Below are 14,385 nucleotides of genomic sequence, written 5' to 3'. Positions count from 1 at the left end.
GTTTCAAGTAGGAAAAACTTTGTCCCTTTGCAACTTAAAATCTTTGTGTCTTAAAGAAAAAACTTAGAACCTTAGCATCTCAAAATCTTAGCAACTTAGATTAAAAATCTATCTTTTTTAACTCTTTATAATTAGCGTATAATCTGCGTAAAAGTGTTCCGTAAATAATTCGGTAAAAACACCAGAATAATCCAAAGAAACCTAAAATTACAAGGAATAATATTCCTATAGTAACAAACATGGCTTTTCCGTTCATGGCTAATTTTTCTCTAAGAAACTCCATATCTGGATTGTAGACAAAAGCAATAAAGAAGCTTAAAATTGCGGTAATTACAATCATTCCGAGATTATACCAAACATAATACTGTACTGTTTTTCGGGTCTTTAAAATAGCGCTCATCAATGATTTTGTTGCTATTGTGGTCGAAATTGTTCTGTAGTTTTTGTAGAAAATGTAAACAAAAATCAATACTACAACATAATTAAAGTAGGTTAGAAACTCTAAAGCTGTTACTATTTCAGGATGATTCATTTTTCGCAATACATCATCTGTATTGATAAACAAGTTGGAAAAAGTCCAAAACGAAATCTCCAAAATACTGATGATTAAAATCCATTTTACAATTGAAGATGATTTTCTATGAATCATCTTGTAGATTTCATTTTCAGAAATTTGTTGAAAAGAATCAGAGTTCTTTTGCCAGTCTTTTTTTAGTAAATCCAGTTCTTTCATAATAATTTTTAAGGATTTAGTATTTTTTTAAGTTTCCCTTTAATTCTGTTCATTTTCACGCGTGCATTCACTTCGCTGATTCCTAAAGTTTCAGCTATTTCTTGATAATCTTTGTCTTCTAAATACATAAAAACTAATGCCTTTTCGATGTCATTTAATTGATAAACCGCCTTATACATCAGTTTTATCTGTTCCTCTTCTTCATAATTGTAGTCAACATCTTTTACAAAATGCTGATGATTTTCATAATCTACGGTCGATATAGTTCTTTTGGTTTTTCGGTATAAGGTAATGGCTGTGTTTAAGGCAACACGATAGGTCCAAGTCGAAAATTTACTGTCGCCTCTAAATTTTGGATAAGCTTTCCAAAGCTGAATGGTGATTTCTTGAAATAGATCTTTATGAGCGTCTTCGCCAGCAGTATATAATCTACAAATCTTGTGGATTATATTCTGATTTGCCTGCAGCTGCGCAACAAATGACTGTTCTAGATTTTCACTCATAATGTATTAGTAGTTATGAAATCATTTTTGTTACAGTTGGATTATAATTTTCTTGTTTTATAGTAATTAATCGTCAAATCAATAAACTTACTATAGCTTTTCATTCCATCTTTTTGGTTATTTGTTTTTAAAAAACTATCCCATAGAAAATGAAAACCTTTATCTATAAAGGTGTCATATTTTTTCCAGAAATCTTGGTCTTCTTGATAGTTTTTTAAAATTCCAGTATTTACTTGTTTCTTTAGTATTTCAAAAATTTTCTCATTTTTAAACTTCCAGATTCCGAGACAATAGCGTAATGCAAAACTATATCCTGCATATTGATAATATAAATTGTCATTTTTGACAGAAGCCAAAAGGCCAATAAAATTGCATTCACTTTCACTTGCAAAACCAATCTGATGCGCCATTTCATGAGATGTGGTTAGCGGAAAAGTGTACATTGGCAATAAGTCGTTAATTTGGGCTTCGTTTGTAAATGGATTTAAATAACCGCCAAATCCCATATAAGTTAAAGGAAGGCTAAACAGTGATTTTTTTACGCTTAACGTTTTGTATTCAAAATAAGGATGTTCTTTCGCCAAATTATCATAACCGTTTAAAATCATGTTAAATGACTCTTTCTGTGAATATGGAAAGACAATTTTAGAGCTTTTATTTTTTGTGATTTGAAACTGAACTTCATTCGTCTTTGCAATTAATCTTTTAGTGAAAGCCAAAAGATCAGCATCAGTATATTCCCTTTTGATTTCCATTTTCTCAAAAAGAGGTTTGCGATAGTAGTTGAAAGCCCAAAGTAGGTGAAAGAAAAAGTAAAAAACAGAGATCTTACCTAAGATTTTGAGGAGATGATCTTTCCAATCTGTTTTCCAAGTTTTTCTGACTTTCCAAAACCAACTAATTATAGAAATCATTAAAAGAGCATAAATTATGTCGCCGACAGAAAACGGAATATTACTTAAAACTGTTCTAGAAAAATGAGAAATTCTAACGAATAAATTTTTGCTGTAAAAGCCTTCCACGAAGTCTGGAAAGTATGGTAGGATTTTGTAAAAAATAATTTGAACTAAGAGAAATAAAGGTAAAACGTATTTTGATTTCACAGTATAATTTTTAGATACGTAAATATAAACACAATTATTTACAACTAAAAAGAATAGTATTTGTGAGATTTGATTTTAAAGTGGATAATTAGTGCTAATTCGTGAAGTTTGTGGCGAAAAAAAAATATAAACTTTGTAACTTTGAAGCTCTTAATTGTTAAACATCAAACAAAATATAATGAGTCAAGAAATTAGAAATCTGGAGCCTAAAGCACTTTGGAATAAATTCGCAGATTTAAATGCTGTTCCGCGTCCGTCTAAAAAGGAAGAACGTGTAATTGAGTTTATGAAGAACTTTGGAAATAGCTTGGGTTTAGAAACTTTCGAAGATGAAATCAGAAATGTAATCATCAGAAAACCGGCTACTCCAGGAATGGAAAATCGTAAACCAATCGTAATGCAAGGGCATTTAGATATGGTGCATCAAAAAAATGCTGATACAGTTTTTGATTTTGATACACAAGGAATCGACATGTATGTGGATGGTGACTGGGTTCGCGCGCGTGGCACAACACTTGGAGCTGATAATGGGCTAGGAGTGGCGACTATTATGGCAATTCTTGAAAGCAAAGATATTCCGCATCCTGCAATTGAAGCTTTATTTACAATTGATGAAGAAACGGGAATGACAGGTGCTTTAAACCTAAAAGGCGGAATTTTGCAAGGTCAGATTTTACTGAATTTGGATACAGAAGAGGATGATGAAATTGATATTGGATGTGCTGGTGGAATTGATGTAACTGCAACTAGAACCTATCATGAAGAAGAAGTTCCGGAAGGTTCTGTTGGATATACAATTACGGTAAAAGGTTTAAATGGCGGGCATTCAGGAATGGATATTCATAAAGGTTTAGGAAACGCTAATAAAATTATGAACCGTTTGTTGTTTGATGCATTTGAAAACTTTGGTTTACAGGTTGTAGAAATCAACGGAGGAAGCCTTAGAAATGCAATTCCGAGAGAAAGTGTAGCTAAAGTAGTTATTTCTCAAATGTTTGATGAAGCTTATGTTTACGATATGCAGGAAATTATTTCTGATATCAAAGCTGAATATAAAACAACCGAACCTAATTTGACTATTGAAATCGTAAAAGGTGATTTGCCTGAAAAAGTGATGGATTTAGGTGTGCAGGAAGGGATTATCAGAGCGATTTATGCAGCTCAGAATGGAGTTTACAAAATGAGCGCTGATATGGCCGATTTGGTTGAAACTTCAAATAATATTGCTCGTGTAGTTATTAAAGATGGAGAAATCTTGGTAGGATGTTTAACACGTTCTTCTGTTGAATCTTCAAAATTTGATTTGGCAAATTCTTTACGTTCTGCTTTTGAATTGGTTGGGTGTGAAGTGGAGCTTTCTGGTTCTTATCCAGGATGGACACCAAATGTGAATTCTGAAATTTTAGAAGTCTTAAAAGAGATCTACGAAAAACAAAATGGAGAACAGCCTAAAGTTGTGGCTTGCCATGCAGGTTTAGAATGCGGAATTTTAGGAACAAATTACCCTGATATGGACATGATTTCTTTCGGTCCAACAATTCACGGAGCGCACTCTCCAGACGAAAGAGCAAGTATTTCTTCTGCACAGAAATATTGGAAATTTGTGTTAGAAATCCTTTCTAATATTCCAGTTAAATAAAAGTATTAAGTGTTCAGTTTTTAGTAATCAGTAAATATGATGCCTAAAGACTGAACACTAAAAAAACTGATAACTGATCACTTTTTTTAATCTCTCTTAGGAGTATTTTTCTTTTCTCTTTTTTCTTCTTTCTTTTCTTTAGCCGTTTTTAACGGTTCTTTTTTTGCTGTTTTTTTAGCGTCTTGACCTTTTGCCATAATATTGATTTTGCTGTTTTGTAAGTAAATGTAAGGTTTTTAAAATCCGAAACGCCAAAAAAAATCCCCAATTTTTAAAATTGAGGATTTAGATGTTCTTTTATTGGTATTAAAAGTTTAATTGCGTTTTAATACTTTATATTGTTCATAACAAGCGCTGATTGCGTCCATAATCTGAAGATCATTTGCGGTCTGGATGAAAGAATCGGAATAGTTACAGCGATGCATAATTTCAGGGATTTCATCTTTGCTGACTCCTAATAATACGGCAACTGTTTCACGATCGTATTTTGATTCTAAGAGCGTTCTTACCGTATCATCTTTTTTCATTTCCTTTAGTTTCTTGAGTTCTTTACCGTTCTTGCCAAAGAAATTATAGAGCATATCGGCAGGGTTAAAGATCGAACCGAGGACTTTTCCAAAAGCATTTGGAGCATATTCTCCAGCTTCATAGCCTTGTGTAAGTCCTGAAATACTGTATCGATAGTTTTCTTTTGTTGGAATTAATTTAGAATCAATTTCAAGATATCCTGTTAAAGAGAAAGGAGCAATAACAACTTCTTCCAAAGCAATTGCTTTTTCTGTAAGCTGAATTCTAGTCACTTTATTCTTAATCCAGTCATTTGTAACTCTAATTCTTAGCGATTGAAATCCTAGAATAGAAAAATGAAGTGTATCGTTTACTTGCACGTCAATTTCAAAATAACCTTTTTCGTCAGATTTTGCACCACGCACTTTGTTGGTGTTAATGATATTTACGCCAGCCAGCGGTTGTTTGCTGTCGTCATTAATAACGTAACCTGAAACTCTTTGTGGAACTGTTGGCTGTGCATCTTGCGTATCTTGTGCAAAACCAATGTTGGCGAGAAGTGTAAAAAAGAAAACTGCGAAATATTTCATATCCTGATTTAAAGCACTAAAAGTAGTAAATCGGGATTAAATATCTCGTAGTCTTGGAATTTAATTATAAGAAAATTAACAAAGGCCACAGTATTGCTTTTTTTGTGTTAAATAAAAAGGGAGAGAGAGTTGGATTCTTTTGTTTTGGATTGCAAAACTATTTGTAAAGTATAAAATTATGGATATAAAAAAAATCCCAACTTCCAAGTATGTTTGGAATTTGGGATTTTATATTTTAAGAAATTAAGTTATTAATCTCTTCTAGATCTTCTTGGTCTTGAGCTGTCGCCGAAGTTTTCAGAACGTCTTGGTGCTCTGTCAGAACCACCTTCACTTCTTGGAGCAGAGCTTCTAAAACCGCCTTCTCTTCTTGGAGCAGAATTTCTGTCGCCTCTAAAACCTCCGTCACGTGATCCGCCTTCGCGTGATCCTCCGTCTCTAGAAGAATTTCTATCACTTCTAAATCCGCCTTCACGTCTTGGAGCGAAGTTTCCGTCTCTTCTTCCAGAATCACGTCTTCCTCCACCACGGTTGTTGTGATCACGTCTTCCTCCACCATCATTTTTAGAAATCTCAACATTAATACGGCGACCTTCTAACTGAACGTTGTTTAAAACATCCATTACTTTATCAGTAAATTGAGGATCAGTATTAAAGAATGAGAATCCTTCTTTTACGTCAACTTTAAAGATATCATCACGACCTAAATCTAATGTTTCTTTCAAGTAATCTTTTAATGACATCCAGTCGAAGTTGTCTCTAGAACCAATGTTCACGAAATAACGAACTGCTCCATTATTGCTGAATTCTCTTGGTTCAGAATCACCTCTTTCGCGTCTGTCTGAAGATTGAGTAGAAATATCTCTATTCTTTTTGTAGTATGCGATGAAACGGTTAAATTCTACTGATACCATTTTTTTGATCAATTCTTCTTTAGATAAATCTTCAAGAACATTATTGATTGCTGGTAAATAGTTGTCAATTTCGTGATCAACTTCAGTATCTTTAATTTTGTTTGCTAAGTGTAACAACTGAATTTCGCAGATTTCAATTCCAGATGGAATCGTTTTTTCTTCGAATTTCTGTTTGATGATTCTCTCGATAGAAGAAATTTTACGTAACTCGCTTTTTGTAACAATTACAATAGAAGTACCTAATTTTCCAGCTCTACCAGTACGGCCCGAACGGTGGTTGTATGTTTCAATTTCGTCAGGCAATTGATAGTTAACAACGTGAGTTACGTTATCAACGTCAATACCACGTGCAGCAACGTCAGTAGCAACAAGCATCTGAATTTGTCTTCCACGGAACGATTTCATTACACCATCACGTTGCGCTTGAGATAAATCTCCGTGTAACGCAGCGGCGCTATATCCATCTTCAATTAACTTCTCAGCGATAGCTTGCGTGTCTCTTTTGGTACGACAGAAAACTACAGAGAAAATGTCTGGATTAGCATCAGCTAAACGTTTTAAAGCTTCGTAACGGTCACGAGCATTTACTAAATAAAATTCGTGAGAAACTGTTGATGAACCTGAATTTTTAGCTCCAACTGTAATCTCAACTGGTTCGCTCATAAATTGTTTTGCAATTCTAGCAACCTCTTGTGGCATCGTTGCAGAGAACAACCATGTGCTTTTTTCATCTGGAGTATCTGATAAAATAGATACGATGTCTTCATAGAATCCCATGTTCAACATCTCATCCGCTTCATCAAGAATACAGTAATCTATATTTTTAATGTTAACTAAACCTCTGTTAATCATGTCTTGCATTCTTCCTGGAGTAGCCACAATAATTTGTGCGCCTCTTTTAATCTCTCTAGCTTGCTCTGTAATACTAGCCCCGCCGTAAACTGCTACCACATTAATACCTTTTTCGTATTTTGAGTAGTTTTTAAGTTCGTTGGTAATCTGTAAACAAAGTTCTCGTGTTGGCGATAAAACTAATGCTTGTGTGTTTCTATTGTCAGCATCAATTTTTTGAATTAGCGGAAAACCGAAAGCTGCCGTTTTCCCTGTCCCTGTCTGAGCCAACGCAACCATATCTGTGTCTTTTTCCAATAATAGGGGAATCGCCTTTTCCTGTACCTCTGACGGATTTTCAAATCCTAGATCTAAAATCGCCTTCAGTAACGATTCATTCAATCCTAATTGTTCAAATTTATTCATATATGTATTTAAAATAGGGTGCAAAATTACTGTTAATTATTCAGATAAACTAATGCAATTTCAAGAATTATGTATTTGTTATGATTTGATTATCAAAAAGTTACGATTTTGGTAAAATGATTTTTTACAAAAAATCTAGAATTTGCCCCAAAAACACGTCTGAAAATGTAAAATTTGAGCTTTAAAATGTTGTATTTGAAACAATTATTTTGTGGTAGTCAGGAAATCAATTAGTTGCTGAACTGCTTTTCCGCGATGTCCAATGGTGTTTTTTACTTCCAACGGCAGTTCTGCAAAGGTTTTGTCAAAATTTTCAGGTTTGAAAATTGGGTCGTATCCAAAACCATTTGTACCAGTTTTGGTTTCTGTAATTTCTCCTTTTGCAATCCCAGTAAACAAATATTGCTTTCCATTTAGGTTTAAAGTTATAACAGTTTTGAACTGTGCATCACGATTTTCTTCATTCTTTAAAGCATCTAAAAGCTTGTTCATGTTGTCGTCTGCATTTTTTTGCTCGCCTGCATATCGTGCAGAATATACTCCAGGTTCTCCATTTAAAGCATTTACTTCTAGACCTGTATCATCTGCAAAACAATCATAACCATATTTCTGGGTTACATAATCTGCTTTTAAAATCGCATTTCCTTCAATGGTATCTGCCGTTTCTGGAATGTCCTCTAAACAATTAATCTCTTCTAAACTTAATATTTTGATGCTTTCTGGAAGCATACTTTGAATTTCGGCGATTTTATTTTTGTTGTTTGAAGCGAAAACGAGTTTCATAGCATTATGTGTTTAAATGATTTTCAACACAAATTTAGAATTCTTATATTTGATATGTTAGCTAAAATTCAAATAAATGCAATTATCAGTACTTTATAAAAAAATCCTGCCTTTTGTAAAGCCGTACAGAAAAATGGTAATTGCAACTTTACTGTTAACTTTCTTGGGTTCGTTTGCAGCGCAGGTAAATGCTGTAATTTTAAAGTATACTGTCGATACTATAAATAATTTGATGGTCGCACACGAACCATTATCCAAAGGATTTCATTTGCTTGGTATAATTAGTATTGTATTATTAACTAAAGAATTGGTAAATTCGGTAGTTCAATTTGGACAGAAATTCTACGGAGAAAAACTCCGCATTTTTATTACGCGTGATATTTCTCAAACCATAGTAGAAAAAATTCTAAGTTACAGAATGGAGTTTTATACTTCTGATGAAAATGAAAGCGGGAAACTTCAGACTAGAATTGATGCCGGAATTAGCAGTTTAACCAGATTGGTGCAAAATTTCTTTATTGATATTCTGCCATTATTTGCTAATGCTTTTGTGGCTTTGGTAATTATGTTTTATGCCAATGTTTATGTGGGTTTGGTAAGTTTATGTATTGTGCCAATTTATTTTTACATCAGTCAATTGCAGGCAACGAGATTGAGCGGATTCCGACGAAGAATGCGTAAGTATCGCGAAACTAAAAACAACGGAATCATCAGTTTAATTGAATCGATAACAGTAATTAAGTCTTTTGTGCGTGAATCTACAGAAGCCGATCGTCATGAAAAGATTCAGTTTGAAATGACCGAAAATCAGCTGCAAACCCGAAAAACCAGTTTTATTTTTGAAAGTATTAAAAGCTTTGTTGAACAGATAGGAGTAGTAATTATAATTATTCTAACGGCTTATTTTGTTTTGAATAATCAAATGACAATTGGTGCGATTATGTTTCATATTATGCTCTTTAATAATGTTTCATCGCCAATTAGACAATTACACCGAATTTATGACGAGGTAAACGATGCATTAATTTATTCTGAAGGATTCTTTGATATTTTAGAAGCAGAGCATGAGACAGAAACTAGCGGTAGTTATATCCCAGAAAAAATTGTTGGATTAATAGAAGTGAAAAATGTAGATTTTGTATATCCAAACGGAACTCAGGCACTTTATGATATTAATTTTACAGTAAAACCAAATGAAACCACTGCTTTGGTCGGATTAAGCGGAGCTGGAAAAAGTACCATTATTAATTTATTGGATAAATTTTACTTGCCTTCAACTGGTCAGATATTTTTGGATGGAGTGGATTTGGTTGAATACAATACCGATTTTCTGCGCAAAAATATTGGTTTGGTGCTTCAGAAAAATCACATTTTTAAAGGCACAATTTTAGAGAATATTTTATACGGAAAACCTGAAGCATCAAAAGAGGAAGTGATCGAAGCTGCAAAGCAAGCCTATATTCACGAGCAAGTTATTCAATTGCCAAAAGGTTACGATTCTGATGCGCATTTACTTTCAGGCGGGCAACAACAGCGTATTGCGATTGCTAGATTGTTTCTGAAAAATCCGCCAATCATTTTCCTTGATGAACCAACAGCAAGTTTGGATGCCATTGCAACAGAACAAATTAAAAAGTCTCTCGATGCTATCAAAAAAGATAGAACCGTAATTATAATATCGCACAGTATTTCTCAAATTATCGACGCTTCTAATATTATCGTTTTAGAAAAAGGAAGATGTGTCGAAAAAGGAACTCACGATGAGTTGTATGATAATAAAGGAACGTATCATCAAATATTCATGGCAATGGCGAACAGTTTAAACATCGAAAAAATTACACAGACTTTTGATTGAAATAATTCAAAGTTATTTTTCAAAAGCAAAAACTACAAAAATTCCAAAAGTATAAGCCAGAATATCTTCCCAAAGAAATCCCTGGCCTAAAACATATCTTCCAAAAAGTGTTTTTCTAAGTGCTACAATCCAATCGGCTTGATATAATTGTAGAAATTCAATTCCATAACAAATCAATAGAGAAAGACACCCAATTGCGAAAGCATTTTTGAAAGGAAGAAATATCCGAACCAGAAAATAAATCATGACAGCGTATAGAAAATCACCAATCCATAAGGGGATAAAAGAGATTTTTCTTGAAAGGATTCCAAGGAAAATGATGCTTAGAAAAACTGCGAAATAGTTGATTCTGGTTTTGTTCAAGTTGAGATTGGGTTTTAGTTAAAGCAAATTTAGAGTAAATTTTTTAAAGAAATTACGAGATGTTTTGTCATTCCGAGGAACGAGGAATCACACGAGAAATTCCGCAAAGTAATTCGCCAATCTTTGTCGATCTGCGAGTGCGATTCCTCGTTCCTCGGAATGACAAACTAAATCTTATCCCTTAAAAAGGTGCTTAATAATCCATTTTTAGGTAACAAAAAATACAAACCCCAATTAGATTCATTTTATTTCCTAAATTTATCGATTAAACAAACTATCAACCACATGAATGCAAAATTTTTTACTCTGATTGCAGCTTTGTTTCTTCTAGGAAATCAAGGTTATTCTCAGAAAGACAAAACATTTAATATTAAAAAACAGTTAGATTATTGCGCAGAGCAAGCTTCAAAAACTTTAAAAGTAATTCCAGACGACGGGACTTCTCCGCGAACAGTTCCAAACGGAAGCAAAGAATGGAAATTTGTTGGATATAAAGACTGGACAAGCGGATTCTGGCCTGGAGAATTATGGTTTTTGTATGAAGCAACTAAAGATAAAAAATGGGAAAAAGAAGCCGATAAATTCAGTCGTTTTTTAACACCATTATCTGTGAGCAAAGCAGGTGATCATGATTTGGGCTTTCAGGTTTTTAATAGTTTTGGAAACGGATATAGATTGACTAAAAATCCAGAATACAAGCAAATTATTTTAAGAACTGCCGATACATTGGCAACGCTTTTTAATCCGAAAGTGGGAACCATTCAATCTTGGCCTCATAACAAAATGGGAGGGCATAATACAATTATTGATAATATGATGAATTTGGAGCTTTTGTTTTGGGCTTCAAAAAATGGAGGAAGTAAAAAATTATACGATATAGCAGTTAAACATGCCGAAACCACAATGGCCAATCATTTTAGACCAGATAACACTTCTTATCATGTTATAATCTATGATTTCGAAACTGGAAAAAAAATAAAAGGAAGAACGGCACAAGGATATAGTGATGACAGTATGTGGGCGCGTGGTCAGGCTTGGGCGATTTACGGTTTTACAATGACTTACAGGGAAACAAAAGACGTTAAGTTTTTGGATTTTGCCCATAAATTAGCCCGTGTTTATCTGGATAAATTAACTACAGAAGATTTAGTTCCGTATTGGGATTTTAATGCGCCAAATATTCCTAACGAACCTCGTGATGCTTCGGCAGCCGCCATTGTTTCGTCTGCACTTTTAGAATTAAGTTCGTACACCAAAGACAAGAATTTAAAAGCTGAATATTTGACAAAAGCTAAAAAGATGATTGTTTCACTTTCAAACGATTATCAGAGTCATGATGTCAATTCGGCATTTTTACTGCATTCGACTGGCCATAAACCGGCAAACAGTGAGATAGATTGTTCTATAAATTACGCAGATTATTACTATCTTGAGGCATTATTAAGACTTCAGAAACTAAAATAGAAAATTATGCTAAAGAAAATAAGCCAGATTGCCTTTGCAATAATGATGGTATTGACACTTGTGAGCTGTAAAAATACCAAACAGAAACTTCAAGAATATGTTGTTACTTACAACAAAAGCATTGCTCCAAGTTTTAGAGCCGAAAATGTAACGCTTACAACAGCAAGAGGTTACATTAATGATAATAAAATTGAATTGCGATTTGAAACGGGCTTAGACCAAAATGAAGGCAATAAATTAGCTTCTTCTATATCATTTGTAAGGTTGATAAGATCAATGATTGAAAAAGATCAGATTCCAAGGCAATTAATAGAAGAAGGGGTTCAATTTGATGTTTACTTTTTAGCAAATGATAATACTGTTTTAGATAAAGAGGTGCTCACAGGAGAATCTCTTAAATATATTTTGAAATAATAGATCGATTAAAAAAAATAAAATATTTTTAAATTCTTACATATTGAAAGTCTCTTTAAAGTTTATTTAAAGAGACTTTTTGTATTTACAGCTAAAAATTAAAATTTAAAATAGCTTTTTCATTCTTACAAATATTGGCGTTTTACTAGTATAAACGGTTTGCATTCAAAGAATTACATGTGTCTTTTTTTATAAATTCATATTGGTTTTATGTTATAAATTAATTATGTTTGAGTTAAAAAATAACTATTAAACCAAAAAATTATGAAAAAAATTACCCAAATCGCATTTGCAATTGCTTTTGCATTATTTTTAGTAAGCTGTAAAAATACCAAGCAGAAAATTCAGGAACATGTAAGTAATTACAATAATTCCTCTTCTATAAAGGGAAGTGGAATTACGAGCACATCGGCAAAAGCTTTTCTAAATGATAATAAAATCGAAATTAGGATTGAAACCAATTTAGAGGAAAACGATGCAAACAAATTAGCTTACAAAGAATCTTTTCCAGATTTATTAAAAGAGATGATCAAGAACGACCAAATTTCATCTTCTCTTATTGCTGAAGGAGTAAAGTTCGACGTCTATTTCTTAGCTTATAATAATGCTATTTTGGCTCAAGAAGTGGTAGACCAAGAAGAATTAGCGGCTTTAGAAGGAAATACAAGCGCAGGTAAAGAAACAGCGAAATTATAGCCCAAATAATATAGAAAAAATCCTCTTCAATTGAAGAGGATTTTTTTTATGAGAATTGAGTAACGTTTTTCAAATTATCAGGGAAATAGAGTTCAGATAAATTGGTAAACTCATCTCCACGCATAAAAATGTTGATGTCAACATCAGCAAATGACGTTTTTCCGGCAGCAGCTAAAAGTTCATTTGCAGAATGAAGTGTATTTTTATGAAAGTGAAATACCCTTTCCGATTTATCTGTAACAACCAAACCTTTCATCAACATTTTATTTTGAGTTGCCACTCCTGTTGGGCATTCGTTATTATGACAGCGTAGAGCCTGAATACAGCCTAACGAAAACATAAATCCTCTCGCACTGTTACACATATCTGCACCCAAAGCAATCGCGTGTAAAATAGAATATCCAGAAATAATTTTTCCGCTTCCAATAATGCGCATTTTATCGCGTATACCTAAGCGCACCAAAGTTTTATTCACAAAAATTAATGCAGGTTCAAAAGGCATTCCGACACCATCTGCAAACTCAAGTGGGGCAGCACCCGTTCCGCCTTCTGCACCGTCAACAGTTATAAAATCTGGATAGGTATCTTCATTGATCATTTCCTGGCATATAGCTTCAAATTCGGCTGTGTTTCCAATACATAATTTAAAGCCGATTGGTTTGCCATTAGATAGATCGCGTAATTGTTTGATAAACTGAATTAGTCCGTTAGCATCAGAAAAAGCATGATGTCCAGGAGGAGAAAGAATCATGGTGTGCGGAACAACACCTCTAATTTTAGCAATCTGTTCGGTGTTTTTCTTAGCTGGAAGAACACCTCCGTGACCTGGTTTTGCACCTTGAGAAAGCTTAATCTCAATCATTTTTACGTTTGGAAGATTTGCTTTTTCTGAGAAGTTTTCGGGACTGAAATTACCTTCGGCATCTCGACAGCCAAAATAACCTGTTCCAATCTGCCAGGTAATATCTCCGCCACCTTCAAGGTGAAATTCAGTTAATCCGCCTTCTCCGGTATTTTGATAGAAATTTCCCTTTTTTGCTCCAATATTGATGGCGCGAACTGCATGTTCGCTCAACGAACCAAAACTCATTGCGGAAACATTAAATAAAGAAGCAGAATAAGGCTGTTTGCAATCTTTTCCGCCAACTAAAACGCGAGGTAATTCTTCATTTACTTTTGCTGGAAAAATAGAATGCTTAATTCCTTCATAGTTTTCGGTATTTAAGTTTAATTGAGTCCCAAAAGGCGTACTCGAATCAATGTTCTTAGCTCTTTGATATACCAATGAACGCTGGTTTCTAGAAAAAGGTTTTCCGTCTGTAGATCTTTCAATAAAATATTGCTGAATCTCAGGCGCGATCATTTCAAATAAATATCTGAAATAACCCAGAACAGGAAAGTTTCTTAAAATGGCGTGTTTTTCCTGAGAGGCATTGTAAGCTCCGACAATTAGCAAAAGCGGAATAATAAATACGAGTAAATAACCTCGTCCAGTGTAATAATAAATTGCAGCAACAATTAGAAACAATAAGAATCCGTAAATAAAGAATTTTTTTCTCATGTT

Annotated in this window: 13 protein-coding genes; 5 read left to right on the top strand and 8 right to left on the bottom strand. The window is 33.6% G+C overall.

The genetic code is table 11. The features are described from left to right. Nucleotides 1–100: 100 nt before the first annotated feature. Genes ACFO3N_RS11810 through ACFO3N_RS11800 form a run of 3 tightly spaced genes read right to left on the bottom strand, consistent with a single transcriptional unit; the run spans nucleotide 101 to nucleotide 2,339 of the window. Complete coding sequence (locus tag ACFO3N_RS11810) at nucleotides 101–733, bottom strand: hypothetical protein (RefSeq protein ID WP_095929939.1); 633 nt, start codon at nucleotides 731–733, stop codon at nucleotides 101–103. 8 nt (nucleotides 734–741) lie between these two features. Next, a complete protein-coding gene (locus ACFO3N_RS11805) occupies nucleotides 742–1,236 on the bottom strand; it encodes an RNA polymerase sigma factor (RefSeq protein WP_008462500.1) in 495 nt (164 codons plus the stop codon). Nucleotides 1,237–1,277: 41 nt separating this feature from the next. Next, the gene (locus ACFO3N_RS11800; RefSeq protein WP_379797940.1) at nucleotides 1,278–2,339 is read right to left on the bottom strand and encodes a DUF3810 domain-containing protein; all 1,062 of its coding nucleotides are present in this window, start codon (nucleotides 2,337–2,339) and stop codon (nucleotides 1,278–1,280) included. Between the two features lie 178 nt (nucleotides 2,340–2,517). On the opposite strand from ACFO3N_RS11800, the gene ACFO3N_RS11795 reads away from it, so the two are divergent. Further along, complete coding sequence (locus tag ACFO3N_RS11795; RefSeq protein ID WP_095929941.1) at nucleotides 2,518–3,978, top strand: aminoacyl-histidine dipeptidase; 1,461 nt, start codon at nucleotides 2,518–2,520, stop codon at nucleotides 3,976–3,978. Nucleotides 3,979–4,292: 314 nt separating this feature from the next. Here the strand turns inward: ACFO3N_RS11795 and ACFO3N_RS11790 are convergent, their stop codons facing one another. The 3 genes from ACFO3N_RS11790 to ACFO3N_RS11780 all read right to left on the bottom strand — a co-directional run bounded on the left by ACFO3N_RS11790 (nucleotide 4,293) and on the right by ACFO3N_RS11780 (nucleotide 8,029). Continuing rightward, nucleotides 4,293–5,075 (bottom strand): carboxypeptidase-like regulatory domain-containing protein, encoded by a 783-nt coding sequence (locus tag ACFO3N_RS11790; RefSeq protein WP_095929943.1) that lies wholly within the window; start codon nucleotides 5,073–5,075, stop codon nucleotides 4,293–4,295. Between the two features lie 251 nt (nucleotides 5,076–5,326). Continuing rightward, entirely contained in the window at nucleotides 5,327–7,246 is a 1,920-nt protein-coding gene (locus tag ACFO3N_RS11785; RefSeq protein ID WP_250835393.1) for a DEAD/DEAH box helicase, read from the bottom strand. A 204-nt stretch (nucleotides 7,247–7,450) separates the two neighbouring features. Then, a complete protein-coding gene (locus ACFO3N_RS11780; RefSeq protein WP_379797936.1) occupies nucleotides 7,451–8,029 on the bottom strand; it encodes a non-canonical purine NTP diphosphatase in 579 nt (192 codons plus the stop codon). Between the two features lie 76 nt (nucleotides 8,030–8,105). On the opposite strand from ACFO3N_RS11780, the gene ACFO3N_RS11775 reads away from it, so the two are divergent. Next, a complete protein-coding gene (locus ACFO3N_RS11775) occupies nucleotides 8,106–9,884 on the top strand; it encodes an ABC transporter ATP-binding protein (protein WP_379797934.1) in 1,779 nt (592 codons plus the stop codon). Nucleotides 9,885–9,896: 12 nt separating this feature from the next. Here ACFO3N_RS11775 and ACFO3N_RS11770 read toward each other — a convergent pair whose 3' ends face one another. Continuing rightward, nucleotides 9,897–10,247 carry a ribosomal maturation YjgA family protein gene (locus ACFO3N_RS11770; protein WP_379797932.1) on the bottom strand — a complete coding sequence of 117 codons (351 nt, stop codon included), beginning with the start codon at nucleotides 10,245–10,247 and terminating at the stop codon, nucleotides 9,897–9,899. A gap of 285 nt (nucleotides 10,248–10,532) precedes the next feature. Between ACFO3N_RS11770 and ACFO3N_RS11765 the strand changes: the two genes are divergently transcribed. The 3 genes from ACFO3N_RS11765 (at nucleotide 10,533) to ACFO3N_RS11755 (ending at nucleotide 12,821) form a co-directional block, all read left to right on the top strand. After that, nucleotides 10,533–11,711 (top strand): glycoside hydrolase family 88 protein, encoded by a 1,179-nt coding sequence (locus tag ACFO3N_RS11765; RefSeq protein WP_379797930.1) that lies wholly within the window; start codon nucleotides 10,533–10,535, stop codon nucleotides 11,709–11,711. Nucleotides 11,712–11,717: 6 nt separating this feature from the next. After that, the gene (locus ACFO3N_RS11760) at nucleotides 11,718–12,125 is read left to right on the top strand and encodes a hypothetical protein (RefSeq protein WP_379797928.1); all 408 of its coding nucleotides are present in this window, start codon (nucleotides 11,718–11,720) and stop codon (nucleotides 12,123–12,125) included. 264 nt (nucleotides 12,126–12,389) lie between these two features. Beyond that, the gene (locus tag ACFO3N_RS11755) at nucleotides 12,390–12,821 is read left to right on the top strand and encodes a hypothetical protein (RefSeq protein ID WP_379797926.1); all 432 of its coding nucleotides are present in this window, start codon (nucleotides 12,390–12,392) and stop codon (nucleotides 12,819–12,821) included. Nucleotides 12,822–12,867: 46 nt separating this feature from the next. Here the strand turns inward: ACFO3N_RS11755 and ACFO3N_RS11750 are convergent, their stop codons facing one another. Beyond that, nucleotides 12,868–14,382 (bottom strand): FMN-binding glutamate synthase family protein, encoded by a 1,515-nt coding sequence (locus ACFO3N_RS11750; RefSeq protein ID WP_379797924.1) that lies wholly within the window; start codon nucleotides 14,380–14,382, stop codon nucleotides 12,868–12,870. Nucleotides 14,383–14,385: the final 3 nt, after the last annotated feature.

This window comes from Flavobacterium chungangensis (assembly GCF_042654045.1).
Classification (GTDB): domain Bacteria; phylum Bacteroidota; class Bacteroidia; order Flavobacteriales; family Flavobacteriaceae; genus Flavobacterium; species Flavobacterium chungangensis.
The sequence above is the reverse complement of the archived record's forward strand: the minus strand, read 5'-3'. Positions and strand labels throughout refer to the sequence as shown.

Coding starts and splice junctions, on each gene's coding strand:
- ACFO3N_RS11805 (WP_008462500.1), bottom strand. CDS start 1,236: ATGAGTGAAAATCTAGAACAGTCATTTGTTGCGCAGCTGCAGGCAAAT.
- ACFO3N_RS11780 (WP_379797936.1), bottom strand. CDS start 8,029: ATGAAACTCGTTTTCGCTTCAAACAACAAAAATAAAATCGCCGAAATT.
- ACFO3N_RS11765 (WP_379797930.1), top strand. CDS start 10,533: ATGAATGCAAAATTTTTTACTCTGATTGCAGCTTTGTTTCTTCTAGGA.
- ACFO3N_RS11810 (WP_095929939.1), bottom strand. CDS start 733: ATGAAAGAACTGGATTTACTAAAAAAAGACTGGCAAAAGAACTCTGAT.
- ACFO3N_RS11790 (WP_095929943.1), bottom strand. CDS start 5,075: ATGAAATATTTCGCAGTTTTCTTTTTTACACTTCTCGCCAACATTGGT.
- ACFO3N_RS11795 (WP_095929941.1), top strand. CDS start 2,518: ATGAGTCAAGAAATTAGAAATCTGGAGCCTAAAGCACTTTGGAATAAA.
- ACFO3N_RS11760 (WP_379797928.1), top strand. CDS start 11,718: ATGCTAAAGAAAATAAGCCAGATTGCCTTTGCAATAATGATGGTATTG.
- ACFO3N_RS11785 (WP_250835393.1), bottom strand. CDS start 7,246: ATGAATAAATTTGAACAATTAGGATTGAATGAATCGTTACTGAAGGCG.
- ACFO3N_RS11755 (WP_379797926.1), top strand. CDS start 12,390: ATGAAAAAAATTACCCAAATCGCATTTGCAATTGCTTTTGCATTATTT.
- ACFO3N_RS11750 (WP_379797924.1), bottom strand. CDS start 14,382: ATGAGAAAAAAATTCTTTATTTACGGATTCTTATTGTTTCTAATTGTT.
- ACFO3N_RS11775 (WP_379797934.1), top strand. CDS start 8,106: ATGCAATTATCAGTACTTTATAAAAAAATCCTGCCTTTTGTAAAGCCG.